This is a genomic window from Bacillus shivajii (genome assembly GCF_020519665.1).
GTDB classification, from domain to species: domain Bacteria; phylum Bacillota; class Bacilli; order Bacillales; family Salisediminibacteriaceae; genus Bacillus_CA; species Bacillus_CA shivajii.
On record NZ_CP084703.1, the window covers coordinates 2,444,143 to 2,468,273 of the forward strand.

At 36.4% G+C, this 24,131-nt stretch carries 24 protein-coding genes; 3 read left to right on the top strand and 21 right to left on the bottom strand.

Annotated features, from left to right (window positions below; translation table 11 throughout):
• Positions 1–132: 132 nt before the first annotated feature.
• Complete coding sequence (locus LGQ02_RS11910; RefSeq protein WP_226514593.1) at positions 133–1,122, bottom strand: sodium-dependent bicarbonate transport family permease; 990 nt, start codon at positions 1,120–1,122, stop codon at positions 133–135.
• 454 nt (positions 1,123–1,576) lie between these two features.
• Here LGQ02_RS11910 and LGQ02_RS11915 point away from each other — a divergent pair, with 454 nt between their 5' ends.
• Complete coding sequence (locus LGQ02_RS11915) at positions 1,577–2,425, top strand: hypothetical protein (RefSeq protein WP_226514594.1); 849 nt, start codon at positions 1,577–1,579, stop codon at positions 2,423–2,425.
• An 84-nt stretch (positions 2,426–2,509) separates the two neighbouring features.
• Here LGQ02_RS11915 and LGQ02_RS11920 read toward each other — a convergent pair whose 3' ends face one another.
• From LGQ02_RS11920 to LGQ02_RS11970, 11 genes are all read right to left on the bottom strand, one after another.
• Complete coding sequence (locus tag LGQ02_RS11920) at positions 2,510–3,520, bottom strand: DUF2207 family protein (RefSeq protein WP_226514595.1); 1,011 nt, start codon at positions 3,518–3,520, stop codon at positions 2,510–2,512.
• Positions 3,521–3,577: 57 nt separating this feature from the next.
• Positions 3,578–4,273, bottom strand: coding sequence for a TVP38/TMEM64 family protein (locus LGQ02_RS11925; protein ID WP_226514596.1), 696 nt, complete (start codon positions 4,271–4,273; stop codon positions 3,578–3,580).
• A 109-nt stretch (positions 4,274–4,382) separates the two neighbouring features.
• Positions 4,383–5,567 (bottom strand): MFS transporter, encoded by a 1,185-nt coding sequence (locus LGQ02_RS11930; protein WP_226514597.1) that lies wholly within the window; start codon positions 5,565–5,567, stop codon positions 4,383–4,385.
• A gap of 31 nt (positions 5,568–5,598) precedes the next feature.
• Positions 5,599–6,813: an EAL domain-containing protein gene (locus LGQ02_RS11935; RefSeq protein WP_226514598.1), complete on the bottom strand. Its 1,215-nt coding sequence runs from the start codon at positions 6,811–6,813 to the stop codon at positions 5,599–5,601.
• An 855-nt stretch (positions 6,814–7,668) separates the two neighbouring features.
• Positions 7,669–8,745, bottom strand: a complete 1,077-nt coding sequence (locus LGQ02_RS11940) for a hypothetical protein (protein ID WP_226514599.1) — start codon at positions 8,743–8,745, stop codon at positions 7,669–7,671.
• A 115-nt stretch (positions 8,746–8,860) separates the two neighbouring features.
• Positions 8,861–9,718: a PHP domain-containing protein gene (locus LGQ02_RS11945; protein ID WP_226514600.1), complete on the bottom strand. Its 858-nt coding sequence runs from the start codon at positions 9,716–9,718 to the stop codon at positions 8,861–8,863.
• A 20-nt stretch (positions 9,719–9,738) separates the two neighbouring features.
• Entirely contained in the window at positions 9,739–10,566 is an 828-nt protein-coding gene (gene nadE, locus LGQ02_RS11950; protein WP_226514601.1) for an NAD(+) synthase, read from the bottom strand.
• Positions 10,567–10,582: 16 nt separating this feature from the next.
• A complete protein-coding gene (locus tag LGQ02_RS11955) occupies positions 10,583–10,885 on the bottom strand; it encodes a hypothetical protein (RefSeq protein WP_226514602.1) in 303 nt (100 codons plus the stop codon).
• A 183-nt stretch (positions 10,886–11,068) separates the two neighbouring features.
• Positions 11,069–11,296, bottom strand: a complete 228-nt coding sequence (gene tlp, locus LGQ02_RS11960; RefSeq protein ID WP_226514603.1) for a small acid-soluble spore protein Tlp — start codon at positions 11,294–11,296, stop codon at positions 11,069–11,071.
• 75 nt (positions 11,297–11,371) lie between these two features.
• A complete protein-coding gene (locus LGQ02_RS11965) occupies positions 11,372–11,788 on the bottom strand; it encodes an acyl-CoA thioesterase (RefSeq protein ID WP_226514604.1) in 417 nt (138 codons plus the stop codon).
• Positions 11,785–14,142 (bottom strand): AAA family ATPase, encoded by a 2,358-nt coding sequence (locus tag LGQ02_RS11970; protein ID WP_226514605.1) that lies wholly within the window; start codon positions 14,140–14,142, stop codon positions 11,785–11,787. The genes LGQ02_RS11965 and LGQ02_RS11970 overlap by 4 nt, the downstream gene beginning before the upstream one ends.
• A gap of 135 nt (positions 14,143–14,277) precedes the next feature.
• On the opposite strand from LGQ02_RS11970, the gene LGQ02_RS11975 reads away from it, so the two are divergent.
• Positions 14,278–14,475 (top strand): hypothetical protein, encoded by a 198-nt coding sequence (locus tag LGQ02_RS11975; RefSeq protein ID WP_226514606.1) that lies wholly within the window; start codon positions 14,278–14,280, stop codon positions 14,473–14,475.
• A 297-nt stretch (positions 14,476–14,772) separates the two neighbouring features.
• On the opposite strand, the gene LGQ02_RS11980 is transcribed toward LGQ02_RS11975, so the two are convergent.
• From LGQ02_RS11980 to LGQ02_RS11990, 3 genes are all read right to left on the bottom strand, one after another.
• Entirely contained in the window at positions 14,773–14,985 is a 213-nt protein-coding gene (locus LGQ02_RS11980; RefSeq protein ID WP_226514607.1) for a hypothetical protein, read from the bottom strand.
• Between the two features lie 73 nt (positions 14,986–15,058).
• Positions 15,059–15,991 carry a DMT family transporter gene (locus LGQ02_RS11985; protein WP_226514608.1) on the bottom strand — a complete coding sequence of 311 codons (933 nt, stop codon included), beginning with the start codon at positions 15,989–15,991 and terminating at the stop codon, positions 15,059–15,061.
• A gap of 609 nt (positions 15,992–16,600) precedes the next feature.
• Positions 16,601–17,887: a LysM peptidoglycan-binding domain-containing protein gene (locus LGQ02_RS11990; RefSeq protein ID WP_226514609.1), complete on the bottom strand. Its 1,287-nt coding sequence runs from the start codon at positions 17,885–17,887 to the stop codon at positions 16,601–16,603.
• Between the two features lie 265 nt (positions 17,888–18,152).
• Here LGQ02_RS11990 and LGQ02_RS11995 point away from each other — a divergent pair, with 265 nt between their 5' ends.
• Complete coding sequence (locus LGQ02_RS11995; RefSeq protein ID WP_226514610.1) at positions 18,153–18,821, top strand: TVP38/TMEM64 family protein; 669 nt, start codon at positions 18,153–18,155, stop codon at positions 18,819–18,821.
• A gap of 245 nt (positions 18,822–19,066) precedes the next feature.
• Here LGQ02_RS11995 and LGQ02_RS12000 read toward each other — a convergent pair whose 3' ends face one another.
• The 6 genes from LGQ02_RS12000 to acnA all read right to left on the bottom strand — a co-directional run bounded on the left by LGQ02_RS12000 (position 19,067) and on the right by acnA (position 24,012).
• Positions 19,067–19,552, bottom strand: a complete 486-nt coding sequence (locus LGQ02_RS12000) for a VanZ family protein (RefSeq protein ID WP_319003457.1) — start codon at positions 19,550–19,552, stop codon at positions 19,067–19,069.
• A 147-nt stretch (positions 19,553–19,699) separates the two neighbouring features.
• A complete protein-coding gene (locus LGQ02_RS12005) occupies positions 19,700–19,843 on the bottom strand; it encodes an acid-soluble spore protein N (RefSeq protein WP_226514611.1) in 144 nt (47 codons plus the stop codon).
• Between the two features lie 72 nt (positions 19,844–19,915).
• A complete protein-coding gene (locus LGQ02_RS12010) occupies positions 19,916–20,050 on the bottom strand; it encodes an FbpB family small basic protein (protein ID WP_226514612.1) in 135 nt (44 codons plus the stop codon).
• Between the two features lie 70 nt (positions 20,051–20,120).
• Complete coding sequence (locus LGQ02_RS12015; RefSeq protein WP_226514613.1) at positions 20,121–20,855, bottom strand: DUF421 domain-containing protein; 735 nt, start codon at positions 20,853–20,855, stop codon at positions 20,121–20,123.
• Between the two features lie 132 nt (positions 20,856–20,987).
• A complete protein-coding gene (locus LGQ02_RS12020; protein WP_226514614.1) occupies positions 20,988–21,128 on the bottom strand; it encodes a hypothetical protein in 141 nt (46 codons plus the stop codon).
• Positions 21,129–21,285: 157 nt separating this feature from the next.
• Positions 21,286–24,012 carry an aconitate hydratase AcnA gene (gene acnA, locus LGQ02_RS12025; RefSeq protein ID WP_226514615.1) on the bottom strand — a complete coding sequence of 909 codons (2,727 nt, stop codon included), beginning with the start codon at positions 24,010–24,012 and terminating at the stop codon, positions 21,286–21,288.
• Positions 24,013–24,131 lie beyond the last annotated feature (119 nt).

Here is a 24,131-nt window from a genome sequence, read left to right on the forward strand (position 1 = left end):
ACTTGTAACCCTTATCAATATAATTCGTCATACTTGAGAAAATACCTTCTTCAAATAAGGCTGTTTTCGTAAACAATGCTGTATCAAACTGTCTAACTATACAACAAAGTATACGAAAACTGCCATTTCATACTAGTAGATGAAAGTAGCTAACCAATAATAATACGGGATTCCAATAATTAGATTAAACGGAAGCGTTAAACCTAACGAGGTACCAATATAAATTCCCGAATTTGCCTTAGGTATCGAATGACTGACTGCTGCAGGCGCAGCAATATAAGAAGCACTCCCCGTTAAAAAGGCGAGGGTTACTGCTCCACCTAGTGAGAGACCAATCAGATATCCAGCAAATATTCCGACCGTACCTCCTATGACTGGTAGTAAAAAGGCAAATAGAAGTGAAGTCACCTTTATGCTTTCCATTTCTCGTATACTTTGAGTCGCTACCATTCCCATATGTAATAAGAAAATACATAGAATACCGTAAAATAAATCTCCGAAAAATGGACTAATCTGTGCAATCCCATCTTCATGAGCGACTAATCCTATAAAAATACCACCTAAAAGTAAAAAGATACTTTTACCAAAGAAGGCTTCCTTAAGAACATGATTAAGATTTGAATCATCAGTCAGCGAAGTATCACCGTATCTTTGAGAATATATTTTATATATAACAATTGCGAGGATAATAGCCGGACCTTCCATGATAACAAGAACGGCTGACATATAAGCTTCATAATACACACCAACTTTATCTAAAAAAGCAATTCCCGCAATAAACGTAACCGCACTTACAGAACCATAGTGTCCAGCAATCGCTAAAGAGTTTGTAACTGATAATTTAAACAAGTATTTAACTACTATGTATGAAATCCCAAACATTAAAACACTCAAGAAAACCGCTGTAATGATCGTTGGAATCATTTCCACTAACGTCACATTTCGTAATTCTGTACCACCTTTTATTCCAATTGTTAAAAGAATGATCATTGTATAGCCAGTATATACAGCATCTGGTACTTTCAAGTCAGAGTTAACAAGAACAGCAATAATTCCAATAAGAAAAAATAAAACCATCGGTGATAACAAATTCATATAAACGATATCAAAAATTAAATCCATACGCCTCTATCCTTTGCTATATATTTTATATTTTTTCATTTACTGAATCAATTTCATAACTCAAAATATGATGTGATATTCCGCATGATGAATGTGAACTTCACTTCAGACGGACGCTTTCCCGAGGGCTTGTCTTCAGCTAACTTAGGCTCGACAACTCTTCGCCTAAGTGGATCTTCAGACTGCGATCCTCCGAGAGTCGCCGTCTTTTGTTACGTTCACTTGTTTCATTGCGCAAAAAACGTAATTAGGAAATTGATTCATTTATAAAATCGTGACTTTTGATTTACAGATACCACGACTCCACCTTGTTTTAATTATTGTAACTTGTTTTCCTTTCTACGTCACATTATAACAATCGTATTTAGTACTTACTATGAATGTTATCCTATATTAAAATGGTAGTATAATTTTCATAATACCCGTACATACCCTGTAGAAATGAGGACTATGGATGAAAGAGAATACGGTCATTTTAACATCTTTTAATAATGAGCAATTAGGAAAATTTTTACCTGAGCCTTTTCACTCACTTCCTGTTTATCGAACAGGGACTACTGATGGCCTTCCACTTACATCAAGTCATCTATCAACATTTTTTCAAGAGTTTAAACATGTCATTCTCATAGGATCAATATATTCTACAGATGAAAGAAACATTACCACCCCTAATCACCAGATAGAATTTATGTTGCTACTGCTTTATAATTTTGCTAATCAAAACAATAGTAAGCTATCTTATCTAAACCACCATCTTGAGGTAATAAAGGTTACCATCGAAAATGAGGAATCTCTTACAAAAATAGTGAATGATATGAGTCATTTAGATTGTGGTAACGACCGTCTCATAATAAACAACAAATCTGTTACCTCAACACAAAAGATACATGTCCATAACCAACAGACTGCAAATACCATTAGTGAAACATATTTCGAGTGGTTACCGAAATTTGCAAAAATCGTATCCCTTAATAAGCGAAAGAATTTCTACATTCTTCAACTAAAAAGAACAACAATACCATTATTACAATTACAACAGGTGCAAAATAAGAGTTCTAAACCATCTATTTCCGAGTATGTAATTCATGGAGGGTTCCTAAATAAAAAGAGCGTTCAAGTCAATTATGGACGTTTTTGGTTTCTTCTCTCCCCTGATAAAAAATACGTCTATACGTCGATTGTCCATTTTCAGCCTTCTTTACCTTGGGTCATATATACCCTTACTCAAAGCCCTATTCATGAACTTGTTATGAAACATTTTGCAAAAACTTTAAAGAAAAGCCACCACATGTCCAAACATTAAGCATACGACCATTGAATAGGCAACATGGTTAAAATACTCACCTTAAAAAAACAAGCTGAGAGTCCTCCTCTCAACTTGTTATATTTACTCACTTTCACTATTTAGCTCATCTGAAGTAAAATTGTGCCCGACAGGAGATAACACCTTCTCCATCGCTGACTCTGTCTCATCAATAGCTTCAATCCCCTCAGCAGATATCGCCGCAGAACCTGGAGCTATTATAAAGTAAAGTGGGAAGTGCTCTTGCCTTACAGCAATTTGGGAAGACTCTCGAATAGGAAACTTCTCAACAAATTGATCTTTCAATCCGAAAGCTAAAGCTAATATAAAACTAGCAGTCATTTTTTCTCGTTCTGTAGTATCCTCTATTCGTTGTTTACTAATTTGTTCTTTACAATTTCTCCAACGATGATATACATCCCAGCCTTTTTCTGAAACGTTCGGTAAAACAAAAGTTGCTACCATACCGCTTACCGCACCAAGTAAATATAATAGACTAATAAACGGATAGAAGAATAATAAAGTACTCCCTACAACAAGCATAAGTGAACTAGTTCCAACTAAAAGCTTTTTCGTTTTTGGAAAAGCGACTTCAAAACCAGCCTCTTTTAGCGCTTCTGACATTAAGTTTTCCCATTCGTACAAACGTTGAATAAACCGTTCTCTTTTATCATCATCGGTCGTGAAATTTTCGAGATCTTTTGTATAAAAAGTACCATTATTCCCAACTTCATATAAAAACCATTTTAATAAATAGGCTTCATCTCTAGACAAGATTACATCATTATTGCTTAAATCTTTAAAATAATATTCATTCATCTTTTCATCAAGCTGTAAAGATAACACTCTCTTTCTAACTAAAGCCAATAATCCCGCAGTAATATGTCGGGTCGATGCACCTTTTCCGTCAATAAATTGTGCAATAAGTGGCGGTGAATATTTTTCTAAATCAATGAAGGTTTGATCACTCAAATTGCCTGTAACATCATGTTGTTTCTTACGCAAAACACGAAAGATCGTCAAAGCTGTAATGGAGCTAATGATCAAAAATAGTATGAGGGCTCCAGTTGGTACAATTGCTTGTATGAAAAACATTGAAACTCCTCCTTTACTTACCATATTTCGCGCTAAAACCAATTGTTAAACGTAAAATTAACTTATATCAATAGAGATCGATTTACGTTTATTAACCTCTTTTTGAAACTTAAAGAAGTAAACAGCAAACATTGAAAAGAGTAAAATAGCAAATACTAGATACCCAAAAACGTATGTTGTCCCATTCGTTCCTGTGTACCAAACAGGCATCGCAAAAATACTTAAAATCCACACCATTGATATATTCCCAAGAACCGTTGATATCACGTAATGGCGAAAGCTAATTGGACTAAATGCTGCAGCTATCGATATTAAATTACTCGGCATAAATGGAAGACTTCTTAAAACAACGATAATAAACACACCATAATTAGCGATTACACGCATGATTTTATTTATTTTTTTCGTATTTTTCTCCTTCATGCGCTTAACATATTGTTCGCTAAAAGATCGCGAAAGCCAATAACAAAATATTGCCCCAAAGCTCGTTCCAATCACACTAAATATAAACCCTTCAATCAGGCCGAAAGCAAGAAAATGGATAATAATGACTATAATGATTGGAAAGAACGTAATTGTTCCTTGCAAGGTAATTAAAGGTAGCGTTACTAAAAGCATTTGATAGCCCATTTCTGCAAATAACTCATCCGTAAAATATTCAACATTTTCATTACGTAATTGTGTAAACCACTCTGAATCTATGAAAAAGAATACAATAACAATAAATAATAAGAACAAAATTGCCCTTTTCACACCATCACCTTTTTATCAAATTATATTTTCCTTCTTTATTATAACGAAGGAGATAAATCAATTAAAAGATATTCGATTTATTACAGTCTCCTTCTTTTATTCAATCATATTACGTGTGAGCTTCTTTCATTCTCTCACGGTCTTTTTGACCATCATCAGATTTAAAGTAAAAATAACGGTAAATGAGCGCACTAATAAAACCGACCACTGATAAACCGAACATCACCGTATAGAGCAAACGAACATCAGAAACATTGATGATACTCCCTCCAACAATCGACCCAATTACACCAGAGATTCCGAAAAACACAGAAATAAACAAAAGGTGACCTGTCGAGGTTAGCTCTTCGGGTACAAGCTTTGTTAAGAACTGAAATGCTGTTAAGTAGAACATCGCAAATGTTACACCATGTAAAACTTGGATAATAAGTACAATCGATGGATCTGGAGCAAAAGACATTAACAGCCATCTGATCGCGTATAAAAAGCCTGCTACAGTAATAAACGTTAACGCATGATACTTTCTAAACCAATATACACTTAATGCAAATACTACAGCCTCAGCAGTAACGCCGATAAACCAAGCTAACCCGATGTGCGACTCATCCCCACCAAGTTCGACGATATATAATCCCAAAAATGAATCATTCATTCGGTGGGTTAAACTTATGGCTAATACCATTAATAAAAAAATCGCAAGTTTTCCGTTTTTCATTAGTTTTAGTGCACTTGTAAGCATAACTGGCTTTTTGGATGGAACGCTGTCTGGAGCAATATAGCAAAAGAATAGGGCAATACAAATAAAAAAAGCATACAAGTAATACATATTACTTACCCCGATATGACTTAAGATATATCCTCCAACTAATGAAGCTGTTCCAAATCCAAGTGACCCCCACATACGAATGCTTCCAAACGATACACCTTGTTGAACGGATACTTTTTGTGCCAAACTATCTTGTAAGGCCCCTGCTGGTGACATAAAGGAAAAGAAAAAGTATAAGAGCGGAATCAGTAGAATAAACTCTGCCATTTGGAAAACAACAAAACCTACTGCCAATGCTCCGGCAAGACAGAGTAAAATGACTCTTTTCACTGTTTTATATTTATCACTAACAAATCCCCAAAACGGCTGAGCAATGATTGCTGCTGCCGGCCCTACTGCTAATAACACACCAATTTGTGACCCAGTTAACCCCATTTGTTGAAAATAAACAGGTAAATAACTAATTAACATTGTCATTGCGGAATGAAAGAAAAACAACATTCCTTTTAACTTCCATGTTGAATTCATAATTCTTATCCTTTCTAAAGCTCTAAATATGTTACCTTAACCAATCTTTTTCATATAAAAAGTCCTGACTAATATCGATAAATAAATATCGATCACTCGATAATCGGAAAGAATATGTACGAATTAACTCATTTGAGTCAATGTCGCGATAACTATCAGAAATAATTCCAATATTTCCATGCTCCATTTGAACCAGGTTCTCTAAAAAGTATGAACGCCAGCTCCAATTTTTCCCTAAAGCTTGTTCATCAATTTTCCATTCCTGTCCGACTTTGATATAGTTTGGACTCTTTTGATAACCATTTGCATCACATATATATGCTCGAAAAGCAAATGGAAAAGCGAGTTTTGTAACTTCACGAAGAATAAAGTCTTCATGTGTATTACTTTGTTGAATGTTTCTTAATTTGTCATCTAACTTTTGAACAAACATCCATTGTTCATGGAAGCGATTGTTATCGTATTTAACAAATGACTTTATATTTGTGTCTAAAAATTGTTTTCGAACACTTCTTCCGATGCTACTACTCACGACTGAACTTAATAAATTCCCTTGTAAGAACCGGCCACTATGTTTCCATGCCGTATAGAGCTTATGAACATCAGAGATTCCTTCAAACGCTACTACCGCTCCGATTTTCCGAGCAAATAAAGTCAATGAATCTAGTACATCTCGAATTGAGTGCGAAGAAGAGGTTTCTTTCATTTCAAGCATGTTCACTTTAAACAAGTTTGGTTCTAGTTGCGATAGAGTATATAGATCGCTCCCCTTTTTACCCAAGTCAGTTAGTCCTAGTTTAATTTCATTGGCTTTTAAATATCGAAAAACGTGACTTAATTCTTCTATATCCCCATCAAATTGATGGAAGTTCATATATAGCACAACTTTTTGCCGTGGAAACCCTTTCTTCTCAAACTTTTCAATGCGTTCTATAAACAATTCATGATTATTTTCAAAATACAAAGTGTTTGGGTCAACATTAAAGAATAAGTAAGGTAAATGCTGTTCCTTTTTCTCTAGAAACATGTCAATCGCTTTAATTTGTAACAGCTCTTCTATTTCCCATTTATACTCTTGAGGGACATTTGAATCCATAAAAAAAGAACCTAGACTCAGGTTTTTCTCCTCAAAGTTTATATTTCCTAACACTTCATAACCGATGACTTCATACTTCTCCAAGTTAAATACAGGTTGAAAGACAGGAGAAATGGAAGATTGGTTCATCATCACCGTTAATGGATCCATAGTTTCCTCCTTTAAAACATGAAGATTCATTTATTATAACATGAATTTACAGTCTTATAGATGAAAAAGAATGAAGTCGAGTATTTATTAATTAAGACTATTTTCGTAACATTGTTGTTTTACTTGTGTTTGCTAACAGCGGACGCTTACACCTCTAGGTACAAGTGCGACATCCGTTCATGCATCATTTTATTTGCATTCACGGTGTCTTCTTTGCACCTCTGGGCACAAGTGCGACATCCGTTCATGCATCATTTTATTTTCATTCACGGTGTCTTCTTTGCCGCAGCACGACCTCAACTTCCTCGACGTTTTAGGTAATTTTCGGTTACCGCTTCTTCCTCTACTAGCTTTGCCACGAAGCTAGGTCCGTCGAAACACTCTTTACCTGCGACGAGTAATCGCAAGCGCATTCTTTATCTGCGACGAGTAACCGCAGGAGCATTCTTTATCTGCGACGAGTAACCGCAGGAGCAACGAAAGCCACTACACTGAACATGCTATGAGCTGTGCCGACGGATCCTCACCAAAGAATCAGCTCTTAGAGGAAGGCACAACGAGCATTCACTTCTCCGAATATTCTTCGAGCTGCCTCGACGCATCATCTTCCATGAAGTGCTTGAAGAGGAAGAGGCACGTAGTCTGCGACGAGTAACCGCAGGAGCATTCTTTATCTGCGACGAGTAACCGCAGGAGCAATCTTTATCTGCGACGAGTAACCGCAGGAGCAATCTTTTAGAAAAGAGTCATTAATTAACACTATTCCTTGGAATTCAGTTAGGTACACCAAAAAGCACTGTTACAAAAATCCCGGATGAAATTTCATGATGTTTCATGTGGATATTTGTGAAGGATTTATTTTGTTAACCTTTCAAGTAAACCATCAATGAAGTGTTGCTCAAACTTCTCCCACTTATCATTTATTATTGTATTTTGAAAGTGTTTATGAATTTGATTTTCAATCGTTAAAGCAGCATCTAAACTTATTGTTCCTTGTTTCATTATCGCTTTATATTGATTGGTAATTTCATTTAACCGATCTTGATTTTCTGTTTCAACAGTTTTGTCGATACACTTTTCAAACATATCAACGACTGAATCTGATTTTCTATGTGGATCAATGACGTGAGGAGCTGTTCCATCAACGATCGCAAAAGATAGTGCTGGAATCGTAACCATATCGATACTATCAGGATCTAGAGCACAAGGATATAACGTTGCTGATAATGAGTGCTCCTTTGCTTTATGACTGATTCTTCTCATTAGCGTGGATTTCCCACTACCTGATCGGCCCTTTATAATGACCCGATTTGTCATATTAAGCGTCAGTTCATCGATGAAATTAACTGGGCCTTTTGCAGATGCAGAACCGAAAAATCTCATTGAATGAATAGGTGAATTCTCGTTCTTTATTGGACGATTAAAGAGATTTTCAATCAATTCTTCTGCTACTTGGTCAGCTTCATTAAAATCCATAGCGCTTAAATAAATTTTTTCTTTCTCTTCATGAATCTTTTTACCTGCATTAAAAAATTCATAACTTTTCGATTGTTTTTCTGTCTTTTCATCCATTAATTCTCTTAGTTTTTCTGTTTCATTGTTTAATAATGTATAATTTAAACAATCGTTTAAATCAAATAAACGGTCCTCTAACCCTACATATCTCCGTGATAAAAATAAGGGGTCTTTGTCTCCCATAATTAGAAGGTGTTTTTCAGGAAAATAAAGGCCTTCTATCGTCTCCGCATCCGTAGGATCAAGAAACACTTCGACTTCATCTTGTTTCACGTGCTGTAAAGTCGATTGAAATAGATTTCCTTGCTGCTTTGGCGTGCCGCCCGTAAGGATCCAAGTATCACAGTTATGCCAAAACTGATATAACAAACTATAATGACCTACACTTGTATTGCCATTAATAAAATATTTATTCATTACGATCCCCTCCTAGTTCGGTGCTATATATTTTATTCACACCCGCCTATTATGTGAAATCGTTTTATGTGTCCCCTAAACCAATTAAAAAAAGCAGTGTAGGAATCCTCACTGCTTAATTTAAACGAAGATGTGATAGCAAAAATTCTGCCTCATCTACAGGAAGCTTTGTTTCACCTAATTGCTCACCAATACGTCCATATGATTCATGGTGAAAATCACTACCTCCTGTTTTAAATAATTTTCTGCCTGTTTTTACCTCTGCTCTTTTTGCCAGCTGTAAAAATCTTTTGATCGCTTGTTCATCATGATCGCGGTGATACACTTCTATACCATCAAGATGAAAGCTTTGAACCCATGTAATGATCTCATCATCTAAATCATAAAATACAGGATGAGCAACAACGGCTACACCACCAGCTCCATGAATAAGTTCAATCGCTTCTTTTGGGGAGAATTCTTCAGGCTTGGGTACATAACAAGGTTTATGTTGACCTAAATACTTTTCAAATGATTCTTGAACATTTTTTACATAGCCTTTTTCAATCAATGCTTTTGCTAAGTGTGGACGCGAAAACGTCTCACCTGTCACATGCCTTTCAACATCCTCAAGTTGAATGTTTAACCCTACTTCTTGACATTTTTGGAGCATATCCTCCATTCGTCTATGACGCATTTTCCGGTGATATGAAAGGACATTTTGCAGGTTGTCATCTTCAATGTTAATTCCATAGCCAAGAATATCAACGTTTGTCCCTTTTATTCTTGTAGATAGTTCAATACCAGGAATAAACGTCATCTCATATTGTTTTGCAAATTTTGCAGCTGCTGTTATTCCTGCTGTTGAATCATGATCCGTAAGTGACACAATCTTTAAATTTGCTCGTGCACATTTTTCCATTAATTGTGATGGAGAATATCCGCCATCAGAAACTGTGGAATGCATATGGACATCTGCAAGCCGACTCGTCATTGTCAAAGCATCCTTCCTATTTATTGCCACCAACGATCATATAGGGTTACAGGTAGCTGTCTTTTATGTTCGGTTTGTAAATATTTACGTTCTAAGTTTTCTTTAGCATCTTTACTTATTTCTTTTCCTTCAAGATAATTGTCAATTTGACTGTACGTGATCCCGAGTGCTTCCTCATCTGGAAGGAGAGGCTTGTTATCTTCTAGATCAGCTGTTGGCACCTTTTCCGTTAATGAATCTGGTGCATTTAAATATTGTAAAATCATTTTACCTTGGCGTTTATTTAAACCAAATAGCGGTGCGATATCACAAGCACCGTCCCCATATTTCGTATAGAAGCCTGTAACTGCTTCCGCTGCATGATCCGTTCCTACAACTAAACAGTTGTAATGTGCACCAAGGTCATATTGTACTTTCATTCGTTCACGTGCCTTTGTGTTTCCTTTAACAAAATCATTCAAATTTTCCCCTGTTGCTTCTTCAAACTGACTATAAGCTGCATCAACAGCAGGCTTTATATTCACAGCTAAACGGTGGTACGGTTGAATAAACTCTAACGCTGCTTGAGCATCATCTTCATCCCTTTGGATCCCATATGGGAGACGTACACCATAAAAAGTATATTCATTCGTCCCTTCTTCTTCATTCAATTCTTCCATAGCCAGTTGTATAAGCTTTCCGGCTAATGTAGAATCTTGTCCACCTGAGACACCTAATACATACCCTTTCATGCCAGTCTTTTTTACATACGATTTTAAAAAATCAATTCTTTTTTTCACTTCTTCCTGTGGATCGATTTCGCTTTTCACTTTAAGTTGTGAAATAATTTCAACTTGAAGTTTACTCATGAGAGAAAACACCCTTTCATAACAATTTAAACCGCTTTAATTGTTCTTCTAACCCTTCCGCCTGAAGGATTTTCTTTTGCGTTTCACCTAATAAGTCAAAATGAGGAAATTCATTTCGTTCGTGAATCCATTCTTGTTTTAACCCGTATTGCTTTCCCCACCAGATAAGCCTCATTCGATTTGAACAAGCAACTTTTGTTACAGTATGACATTGCGGAAACCGCTCATCATACCAGTAGTGAGTAAGAAACGCGATTTGACCGCTTTCCGCTTTTTCTTTCCAATCATGTAATTCTTCTTTTTTTATCCCAAATGCCATGTCTTAACACCTTCCACTATTAATTAAAAATGAAACCGAATGATTTATCAATAAATAACATGGCAATTGTAAAATCATCTTACAAAGTTTTTTCCCTTATTTCATTGTTCTTACACTTGTTAGGATGAAGAAAAGGGTGCCTAGAAGCATTGAAGCTCCACAGACACCCTTATCTTATAATATTTATATACGACCGTGCTCACGATCAGATTTTTCGTCTTCAATTTCAGCTTGGAAGCTATGGATACTTTCTTTTCTTCGCTCGTTCTTCGCTTGAATCGCTTGTTTTTCTGCTTGAGATAAATGCTCATTATTCATTGTTTCTTCTGCAGCTTCGATATTTTCTTTCGTATTTTCAGCCATCTCTCGTAACTTTTCAACGTTATCAGCACGATTATCTTTTTTCGCCATTTAGAACAACCTCCCTTATAGATGTACAAAAATAGTTTGTTCAAGGGAGGCCTTTCTATACGATATAAGCTACTTTTATTTTTTGTTCATTTCGTACGCTTCGTGCCATTTAGGGAATTTCTTTTTTATTGAAATCGGACGAAATGTGTTTGCATCGACGCAAACATGTTCACTTGTACCATCAACACACACTTTTCCAGCTTCATTTAAAATTTCATACCCGTACATCACACGTATTCCGGTATACTTTTCAATCCACGTCTTTATTGTGACCTGCTCTGGATACTTTGCTGGATGTTTATAATTTAAGTTTATATTTGTTACAGGAGAAAGCACACCGTCTTTCTCCATATCCGCATATTTAAAGCCTAAATCTTCGATCAGTTTTGTTCTTCCAATTTCACACCACACTAAATAATTTGCATGATAAACGACACCCATTTGATCTGTTTCTGCATACCTTACTGGAACGGTTGTTGTAGAAATAATCATGAATGATCCTCCTCACCCTCATTTAATAATATCGGAAAGTCTACAGCTTCTAATTTGGTTAATGTATATTCTGATTCATAATCCAAATTTGATGATGTAATACGATATGCTTGCCTTTGGATCGCTGCTTCTACAAGATCTTTCATCGCCCTTCCATTTCCTGATGGACGATTGAATTCAATGGCGTTATACAATTGCTCTACTATGTCATCATCAACTTCATAATGATAACTTCTCACATAATATTGTAAAATCTTGATCAATTCGTTAGTCGTATAGGATGGAAACTGTATTCTTTTTTTAAAGCGAGATGGTAGTCCTGGGTTAGCTAATAATAATTGATCCATCGGTTCATCATAACCAGCTAAGATGATGACTAAGTTTTCTTCATGACGTGTCATTTCTTCTACAAGTGTATCAATCGCTTCCTTGCCGAAGTCTTGTCCACCTTTAGATAAAAGTGAATAGGCTTCGTCAATAAATAATACACCACCTAATGCTTCTTTTATTTTCCGTTTTGTTTTCGTTGCAGTTTGACCAACGTAGCCAGCAACTAAATCACTTCTTCCAGCGACAACTAAATGTCCTCTTTTTAATAAACCGAGTTCGTGTAAAATTTTCCCGTAAATTTTCGCAACCGTTGTTTTTCCAGTACCAGGTGGACCGGAAAAGATCGCATGTAGCTGGATAGGTACTTTCGGCAAATTACTCTCTTCTCGTATTTTTTGCATTTTCACAAAAGACGTTAACACTTGAACTTCTTTTTTTACCGCAGAAAGTCCTATTAGTTCTTGTAGCTCTTCTTCGCCACTCTTTTCATTACGAGGAGTACTTCGTTGCTCGGCAAAGTCTGATTTCGCTAAAATCGTGAAGTTCTCTTCTGAATAATCATGTGTTTGACCTGCTTTTGCCCCTTTTTTAAAAATGGCATCTAAGACGATGTTCTTTACTGTTCGAGCATTTCCAAAGCTTTCATCAACTTGTTCTTTTTCAATGCGTTGCTTCAAGCTCGTAATGCCATCCTCTGAAATCGTAAAGTCATTATCTAAGGCAATCTGTTCAGCAATTTCAATTAATTCTTCTGAAGAGAAGTCTGGCAAATGAATATGGTTGCTTTCTGGAAAACGACTTCTAAGTCCTGGGTTTGCCCATAAAAACGTTCTCATTTCTTCTGGGTAACCCGCTAATATGACAGAGAATTGACCCGCATATTCTCCACTTGTCATTGCAGCGACAAGTGTATCAATCGCAGTTTGTCCATAATCATTTCCAGTAGCCCCTTCTCTTTTTAAGCTATAAGCTTCATCTATAAAGAGAATTCCACCAACTGACTGCTTGATGATTTCTGTTGTCTTTTCTTCTGTTTGACCTAAATAAGCACCGACTAAATGAGAACGGTCCACTTCTACAACCTTTTCTTTCGGTAAAACGCCTAGATGGTAATAAATCTTTGCAAGTAAACGAGCAATCGTCGTTTTACCCGTACCAGGGTTTCCAGTAAAAATCATATTCAAATTTCGTTCATTTTCAAAATGATATCCTTGTCGTTTGCGCTCTTGTTCATACCGTAAATAGTAATAATATTTTTGAACTTTTTCTTTTACATCATCAAGCCCAATCATTGATTGAAGCTCTGTGAGGGGGTTTTTCTCAGATTCTGTCACCTTTTCACGTAAATGATCCCATGTTTGTTGGGCGTGAACAAATTCTTCTAACGTTTCTTTAAATAACGATTGCTTTTCCTTTGAATAATAAATCCCCGAAATTGATTGTTTAAATTGTTCAGATGCATCGAGAAGTTCATTTGTGAGAGAATGCACATTTTTAAGTTGACTTGTCATCGTTGACATTTTTTCAATTAATGGTTGATCCCCCAACTCATTAGCAGCAATTTGTAAACGATTAGCATCACTCATCATCTCTTGCGTATTTTGATGTGATTCTTTAATTAATTCACTAATACGATCGATTGTATTTTTCTTTCCTTGTCCGTGGTCAGTTTCACGAATACGTGGTAATGGTTCGTTTAATATTGGTTTACTTACATCAGGGAGCATCGTTTCTATAAATGCATTTAAAAAGAACTGATTAGACCTGTCCAATTCCCAAGCTTCAAGAAGCCAATTCCTTACTTTATCATCAGCTTCTTGCACGCGGTAAAAGCGAGCTAAAGCCGCTAAAGATAATAAATGTATATAGTCGATATCATCTATGTTAGCCTCTTTTAAGCTAGTAGATTTAACGAAATGAAGCTCACGTGTAATTTCTGTTTCTTTTAACGTTACAGAAGGCTTCGTCTTCCAATCATCTATTTTCTCTTTTAACGAATTAATTCTTCTTTCGTTCATATTCATACCATTCACCTTTTTGATTTCATTTCTATTCCTTCATTATTGTATCACCTGAACGGAAAAAAAGAGAAGTAAGACAGGTTCCAATATTTGATTCACACATATGATGAAGAAGTATACTTAAAAGGAGCGAGGAGAATGGGAAAGAAGAAAAAAATCGTTCAATCAAAAGAAGATAAGTATCAACATTCATGGAAAATTGTGCTTAGTGATAAATGTGAAGTATGCACAACACAGTGTACAAGAGGGCTTCGTTATTTGCAAAAAATGTCGGTCCCTGGTTCATCTGGAAAAGGAGTACCTTGTCATTTAACGAAAGGTAAAGCAATGAAATAAATTAGCAATGCCTGTAGTACTTATCTCGGGAAGTTTTGAAATACGAATGACTTCCAGCCAAATACGTTTTCTCACTGCCTTTAAGCAAAGGCTTTGTTAAAGGATAGTGTTGATTTCACAAAATACACTCGCTTGCCGCGGGCAAGGCTTCAGCTAATCGGGGGGGAGAGCACCCCGATGGATCTTCAGCTCTTGCTTTTCCCGCAGGCGTCTCGTGATTTTGAAAATCAACAATGAAGAATAACAGAGCCTTAGCAAAAAAAACTGATCCGAAGGTGGATCAGTTTTTTTACATATTTAGATGTGGACCTTTTTCATTAACTGCTCAATTTCTTTTAAGTAACTCTCACGATCGTGTCTTTTTACCTTCATTTCAAATGTATTGTAAATGAGTTGTAATTCATCTTTTAACCCTTCTACTCGAAAACCTTTTTTTATATAGTCTTTTACCCACAAATAATAATCAATAAGTTCTTCTTCCGTTAATTGATCATATATTTTCTCTGGCATTTACATGTCACCTCACAAAACATTTTTAATAATGTATTCCTTTTTCAAAATGTTTGTGAGGATGCCATTATAACTAACTACTTTTGTTGTCAATAACTGGTTGAGGTTGAACTTTTTTTGATTTTCGCGTACCGTACGTAACACCGATTAGTACGAATACTGCACCAATTATATGAATTGGAAGTAACGGTTCTCCAAGGATAATAACTGCCATAATAACGGCCGATAAAGGCATTAAATTGATAAAAATCGAGGCCTTCCCTGCACCAATGATTTTGATTCCTTGATAATACATAATGAAACTAACTACTGAAACAATGATACTCATGTGTAAAATCGAGCCCCATGTTAACAAATTCGCTTCTGATAATTGTGTCCAACTGATTTCCATAAGTGCTAATGGCATTAACATCAACGTACCTATTGATACAGCATACGTTGTACTTTCAAGCGCGCTAAATCGTTGCAAGGCAACTTTCCCTAATACACTATATAACGCCCAGCAAATTACTGCGATAAATAAGACAATATCAATTGGTTCAAAGCCAGCACGAACCACTTCTGCCCATTGGCCTTCTGTAATGATTAACGAAGCACCAGCTAATGCTAAAATAAGGCCAACGACATTTCTCTTTGTTATTTTTTCTTTTAAAAATATTGCAGATAACAAAATGATTAATACTGGATTTGAAGCAATAAAGAGTGAACTCTTCACAATAGGAGCTTCCTTTGTTGCGATGAAAAACATGATGTTATATAAAGCAATTCCAGTAAGTCCAAGTGAACTAAGTAATAGCCACTCTTTTACGTTCGGTAGTTTTAAATTCTTTTGCATTACAAACATTAATGGAATGAGTATAAGTGCTGCAAAAAAGAATCGTAAAAACGCAACAGTAGTTGGTTCGAAATCTCTTGTTGCAAAGTTACCTGCTATAAATGCACTTCCCCAACTACTTGTTGCAAAAGCAATCATGACATAAACTAACCAAGGTCGTTTCTCCATCATACCCCACCTATTTTTTCTATATGTACAAGCAATCTTTCGGTATACGAAACAATATACCGCATCTTCTCCATTATTTCTAGTCTATTATGACAATTTAGTAAAATCATTAGGTTGGAAAACTTTATGATCTTCTGTTAAAAATGGATAGCCTGAAAATAAGTGATTAGCTTTGACAGATTATGTGCTCGCTTTCACCTCTAGGCACAAGTGCAACATCTGTTCTAGCTTCGTTCCACTTGCTATCACAGTGTCTTCTTTGCCGCGGGTACGGCACAGGCTTCCAAAAATCTCCAAAGTTCATTTTGTGTGATTTTCGGCTCGCGCTATTCCCGCAGGAGTCTCGCACAAGCTGTCAAACATATCTCAAAATAGTAATTTCCATCTTGCATGGTACAAATTTTATTAGCATAGAAATCTATTCTGAAAATAAGTTTAATAGTGTACCATTCGCTTTTGTCCACTCGCTTTCACCTCTAGGAACAAGTGTGACATCAAGTGGAGCCTATTAAAAAAGCTACTCCCTGGGTTCAACTGGTGAGGATGATTAAGCTATAATCATAAATAAGGCATAGAGAAGTTACTCTCTACGCCTAGTTTATATCTATTAAATTAAAACTTTTGAATATCAAATTGATCTGAAAGTAAAAGCCAATTCTGCGGGAATGGTAAACCTAACTTCCAATAGCTAATCCCTCTTAACCCTAACTCTCTCATTAAATCAAACTTAGCTTGAATACTTCTAGCATCTTCAAACCAAACGACATGGTCATTTCCTTCATCATCAACGTATTCAAAAAACGGCGCTTGAGACTCTTCATCAAACTGGATTGGAACATTTTGCTCATACGCTAACTGTACAGCTCGTTGAGGGCTTAATGCTGGCGCAAACTCTCCACCAGGCTCAAATGGTAAGGTCCAGTCATATCCATAAAGATTTTGCCCCATCATAATTTTTTCTGCTGGCATTTCAGTTAATGCATACTCAATGACTTCCCTGACAGGGCCGATCGGAGAAACAGCCATTGGAGGACCACCACCGTACCCCCACTCATAAGTCATTAAGACAACAAAATCAACAATCTCACCATGCGCTGCGTAGTCATGTGCTTCATACCACTGCCCTTCTTGTTCAGCAAATGTTTTCGGTGCTAGAGCAGTTGAAATTAATAACCCCTCTGCCCTTAAACGCTCAGCTGCCTTTCTTAAAAAATCATTATACCTCTGTCGATCTTCTGGTCTTAAAAATTCAAAATCAAAGTGGACATCTCGGTATCCGACTCTTTGAGCTTCTTCGATAATATTGTTAATTAATTCATCTTGTGCAGCTTCATTTGTTAAGAGGGCCGCTCCAACCTCTTCACTAAACTCACCAGCTTCTAAATTTGTCACAGTTAGCATAAGTCCTGCATTATGTTCTGCAGCGATTGCTGGAAAATCATTTAAAAGAGGTGGTGATAATGTGCCATCTCGGTTTACTTCATAACTAAAAGGAGCTAGATAAGTTAAGTAAGGAGCTCTAACTCTTGCTGATTCAATTAACTCTTCAGAGACTGTATCACCAATTGGTTCTACATATGCATTTACTTCTGTCTCTGTTTGTGGACGAGGTGGAATGTACAACCTCGTTCCTGCTGCAAGTGGATCTTCAAGTGATATTTGGTTAATTTCAGCCAGTTCTTGAAAAGGAATTCCAAACCGCTGACTGATTGCAAATAAATTTTCACCTGGCTGAACCCAATAAAAACTCCCTACAATTGGAATAACGAGGCTTTGTCCGATAACTAAACGTTCAGCACTTGGAAGCTCATTGGCCTGAACAATGTCGTCTACCGATGTGTTATAAGCATTTGCTATGCCGGTTAAATTCTGCCCTTCTTGGACAACATGAATTTGCATACTTTCACCCCTTCTGCGAATTTCCATCGCTCTATCGTACGCAAATAGGGAATGTCCGATGATAAAAAAACAGTTAATTGTTCCATATTCATTTGTTTTCTTATATATAGTATAATCAGTATGTTATCTTAGAACAAAAGCGCAAGGCGCCAAAATTACGCCTAAAAACAGCCACGTCCTCTGGCATGCGCGGCATTAGGACGTCCTATCCGCCAAGGCAACTATCGAGAGATTGATAAATTCGTACCTTTCAAAAGGAGCTACCATGATGATGATACGCAAATTAATCGTTACACTAACCGCACTAGTTACGATTCTTTTATTATTTATATTTCACGAATCGTTTTTACATTGGATTCAAAACAACGACCGAGAGCACATCGTATTAACAACCGTTATTGCAACATTTATGTCCTTATTCCCTGTCATTCCTTACCCAATTGTAGGAGGCGTCATCGGTGCAGCATATGGTCCAATGCTAGGAGCCTTTGTTATTTGGATGGGCTCTACGTTCGCTTCAATCATTTTCTTCGGATTAATTCGTTATGGTGGTTTTCATGAGTGGGGGACAAAGATTCTACTAAAATATAAAGCAACTAAAAAAGTAACCATCTTATTTGAACGGAATGCATTTATGTCTATTACTGTACTAAGAATGATCCCTGTCATTCCTTCCATTCTCATTAATGCATATGCAGCGATTAGCCGAGTTCCATTCGTTCGCTATTCGATTGCATCTGGGTTAGGAAAAGTACCTGCGATGACGCTATTTGCATTAATTGGGCATACGATTGTAACAGATCCAATTGAACTTCTTTACATGCTCATTATTTATAGTATTTTCTTAACAATTGTTTATACTGGTTATCGCTTTTGGTCTAAGAAAGCGGAAGAAGAAATATTGGTTAAAACGAAGCAACCATCTAATTTATAGTTCCGTATAAACAGAAAGAAAGTGAATGAACAAATACTTTAGCAGACCAATTAGCGCTTTAATTGGTCTGTTTTTTCTTATTATCACGAAGGTTCTATAACTAAGAAGCACCTGAAGCAAATTCAGATGCTTTTACAATGTTACAATGTATGCCATGTTTTAGAGCGGTCTAACGTGCGTATGCCTTCGTCAGCTCAACCCATCAAATTAATAGATGACTGTTTTATATTAGGTGTTTGCTTCTCTTAAACAATTCGCACCCATTTTGTGACCTTATACATTACTGCACCAATAAATGTACCTAATGTATTTAAAATGATATCATCAACGTTTGCTACCCGGTAAGTAAACAAAAATTGATTAATTTCTATAAATGTTGACAATAACATCCCTGTTATTACTACAAGAAAAAAAGATACTGTCTTTTTCCTCTTCCTAATACTTTCTAAAAACAGGGGAAATAAGAGTCCAAAAGGAATAAACAATAATACATTTCCGCCTAATATTCGAAGAGGTACCATCATATCTGGACTATATGTATAAATACGATAGATGCTAAAAAAAGGAGTTAAATTATAGTTTCTCCCTCCAGGACCCACTGCCCCTAACGAAGCACCGTAATTCCAAGCAAATAAAGTGATATAAAATAATAAAATTATATATATAAATAAAAACCAATTCGATATATAAAATATACCTAATCGAGACGCTTCTTGTGTTTTAATTCTCACTGAGCTTACACCTCAAATTCTACAAAAGCGATCTTCTTTTATTATCATATGTCCATTCTTATTTGACAAGCCTAAAGCGGTCGTAGAATTTTGACAAATAATTGTGTAATGAACATAAACAAAAAGGCATTTACGTAGCGTAAATGCCTAATGTTTTCCTTTAGGAGGGATATAGTCAGGGTTCTCATTATCTTTCGTGTTCATTTGCTTACCTTTATTTGAGTCGCTTTTTCTCGGTTGTGTTCCTAAGTGATTCGGTCTGAATTTATCAAATGCATGTTTTCCAGCCACCGAAGCACCTCCTTCCATACACTTAATATGTCCTAATAGGAAAAGGACTATGCATGAAAGGAGATATAGTAATTATGAGTATAGGCGATCGACATGACGCTTTTCTAACCTTAGTTCAATTTTTTCAATTTCCTTCGGATCTTTTAACAATGCTTGTTTATTTTCTTGAAATAACTCTTCATATCTTAACTTTTTCTTTTTGCTCATTCCAATTCACCTCAGTCATATTTATCAGCCATTATGCCCTAAAATTTACATAAGCATACATTTCCCTCATTTAATTCGCGCTTCTTTTCTCTATATCTCTAATTTTCATTGGGCTAATAAATACTGCACCAGTTTGATCCACTGTCATAAGGAAAATTTCTTCAGGTGAATTGTATCCCCTCTTTTTAATTTCTACTTTCAACCACTCTAACCCACCTAAATCCTTTACATTGGCATGAATGATCTGGCCATCTTGAATGACAACTGAAGGATACCCTTTTGCTTGAGGTGATTGTCCTAAATCACTTGGTGTCGCACTGTCAAAACGAGATTTTTTAATGACACTAATTTGACCATTCGATTCTAAAATTGCATAGTCAACTTCTGTAAGGTCAATCGCACTATTAATTCTTAAATCCATTAATAACGATTCGACTGTGACTTTACATTTTTTCATTTCCTTATGATTAATTTTACCTTTTTCAATTAAAATAATCGGCTCATCCTCGATGACACGCCTAAAGCGCGGCATCATTAACGCAATATATGATAAAAATAAATGAATTCCTCCAATTAACGTTGCTGCTGCTAATGGTCCTCCTAATGGCGCTTCTCCATCAGCGAGAGGTTCTCCGACAACGTCACCAATAATAACACCGAATAAAAAGTCTATTGGGTTGATTGCGTTCATGGACCGTTGACCTAATACTTTAAGCAAGAGAAATACATATACATAAACAATTGTAGCTCTAATGAGAAATCCATAAACAGGTAGATCTTGAGCCCCTTGCCAAAAATCAAACATCTTGTCACCTACTCTTTATTCTTAAGCGTTGTGAAAACAACTCAAAACGAATGCGAATAAAAGAGCTTGAAGACATTTAGTCTATTAGCTCTTTTTTCCGCATATGAAAACAAACGTTAAAAGCAGTCTCTATTATTGTTGCTTGTCATTTCGCATTTTTTTTACTTCATAATCAGCAAATGTCTCTAATTCTGAAGCATGGTTTTTCTTTCCTTGTGCTTTTGCATTTTCATTTCGTTGTGCATTTGCATTCCCTTTCTTTTGACGACCCATTTTTGATTCACTCCTTTATCTTGAATATGTCAACTTTGTATAGTATGTCGAAATAAATAAATAAGTATGTAACCGTATGAAGCTGAAAATTAAAAAGAAAGTACGAAAACGTAAAAAACCCTCCACTCTAAACGAGTGAAGGGTTAAGCTGCATAAATTATTTACTTTCGGCCATTGCATTTCGTAATACCATTTGAAGAATACCGCCATGACGATAGTAGTCAATTTCAACTTCACTGTCGAAACGAGCTAACACTTCAAATGTTGTTTCTTTACCAGTTTCTGCATCTTTCGCAACAACCGTTACGTGATCACGAGGCTGAATGTCGTTAGTCACTTTCACACTGAATTGTTCTTTACCAGTTAAACCTAATGTATCAGCATTTTCACCTTCTTTAAATTGAAGTGGAAGAACACCCATTAACACTAGATTACTACGGTGGATTCGCTCAAAACTTTCTGCAACAACTGTTTTAATACCTAAAAGGTTCGTACCTTTAGCTGCCCAGTCACGAGAACTACCCATACCGTAATCTTTTCCAGCAAGTACAATTAAGCCTGTGTTATCTTCTTTGTAATTCATTGCTGCATCATAAATAGACATTACGTCACCAGTTGGCCAGTAAGTTGTGTAACCACCTTCTGTTCCTGGTGCAAGTTGATTTTTAATGCGGATATTTGCAAATGTACCACGCATCATCACTTCATGGTTACCACGACGTGAACCATAGGAGTTAAACTGAGCTGGAGTTAATCCTTTCTCCATTAAATACTTACCGGCAGGACTATCTTTTGCTATTGATCCTGCAGGAGAAATATGGTCAGTTGTTACAGAGTCTCCTAGTTTCGCTACAGCACGAAGACTAGTTAGTTCCTCTACATCCTCTGGTTCTGGTGATAAGTTTTCAAAGAATGGTGGGTTTTGAATATAAGTAGACTCTTCATCCCAGTTGTAAAGGTCCCCTTCAGTTGTTTCAAGGTTATTCCATTCTTCATTACTATCGAATACTTTTTCGTATTCTTTCTTGAACAATTCAGGAGTTACAGCTTCTTCCATTGCTGCTTGAATCTCTTCGTTACTTGGCCAAATGTCTTTAAAGTAAACATTGTTACCATCTTTATCTTTACCAATAACGTCAGATTTCAGATCAACGTCCACTGTACCTGCTAATGCATAAGCAACAACTAGTGGCGGAGAAGCCAAGTAGTTTGCTTTTACAAGTGGGTGAATACGCCCTTCAAAGTTACGGTTACCACTTAATACAGAAGATACTGTTAAATCATTTTCAGCGATTGCTTTTTCAATTTCTTCTGGTAGTGGACCACTGTTCCCAATACATGTCGTACATCCGTAACCAACAAGGTTAAAGCCTAACTGATCTAGGAAAGGCATTAAACCTGCCCCTTCTAAATATCCTGTAACTACTTTCGAGCCAGGAGCTAAACTTGTCTTCACGTATTCAGGAACTTCTAGGCCTTTTTCAACCGCTTTTTTAGCAAGTAGCCCAGCACCAATCATAACGTGAGGATTAGATGTATTGGTACAACTAGTAATCGCTGCAATTGTTACTGCACCTGTCTTTAATGCAGAAGTCTTACCATTTGGATGGTTCACTTCTACTTGTTTATCAACCTCTTCTGGTGCGAGTCCAAACCCTTGGTTTCCAACTGGAGCAGTTAAAGATTTTCTCCACTCATCTTTCATTTGTGAAAGTGGAATTAAGTCTTGTGGACGCTTTGGACCAGATAAGTTAGGTTCAATATCAGTTAAGTCAATTTCAACAACATCCGTAAATGTTGGGTCTTCCCCGCCAGGCGTGTAGAACATGCCGTTTGATTTGCAATACTGCTCAACTAATGAGACTAATTCTTCACTTCTGCCAGTGAAACGCAAGTAGTTTAATGTCTCATCATCAACAGGGAAGAATCCACATGTTGCACCATACTCTGGCGCCATATTTGAAATTGTTGCACGGTCAGCTAATGTCATATCTGATAAGCCTGGTCCGAAGAATTCTACGAATTTACCGACAACTTGCTTTTCACGAAGTGCTTGTGTCACTTTAAGTGCTAAGTCAGTAGCAGTTGCTCCTTCAGGTAAAGAACCTGTAAGCTTCACGCCAATTACTTCTGGTACTGGGAAGTAAGAAGGTTGCTGTAGCATTCCTGCTTCAGCTTCAATTCCACCTACACCCCAACCAAGTACACCAAGACCATTGATCATTGTTGTATGGGAATCTGTACCAACTAATGAATCTGGGAACGCTACTGTTTCACCATTTTCATTCTCTTCGTTTTGTACAACATTTGCTAAATATTCTAAGTTTACTTGGTGAACAATTCCTGTTGCAGGCGGTACTGCACGATAATTATCGAATGAGTTCTGTGCCCAGCTTAAAAACTTGTAACGCTCTTCATTTCGCTCAAATTCTAATTCCATGTTGCGAAGGAGTGAGTTTGCACCACCGAAATCATCAACTTGAACAGAATGGTCAACGACAAGGTCAACTGGAATCGCTGGATTAATACGGTTAGGATCTCCTCCGAAATCAGCCATTGCTTTACGAAGTGAAGCTAGGTCAACGACTGCTGGAACCCCTGTGAAGTCTTGTAAAATAACGCGAGATGGCTTAAATGGAACATCAACAGTTTTTACTTCATCAGTTCCCCATTTTGCTAGATTTGCTACATGCTCTTCTTTAATTACTTTTCCGTCATGCTGGCGTAAAACAGACTCTAAAAGCACTTTAATAGAGTATGGAAGCTTGGTAACGTTTCCAACTCCAGCCTCTTCAATAGCTTTTAAATCATAATAATTGTACGTTTTTCCGTTTGCATCAAACGTACGTTTTGAATTGTACAATGTTTTGTTTTCTTTTGACATATGTATTCCCTCCTTCACGTACTATCATATACTAGATTTTTTAAATTGTCTAAAACCTTTGTTCAAAAATTTGTTATAATTTTTTTTTTAGAATAATTTTTAAATCGTGTATCCTTTTC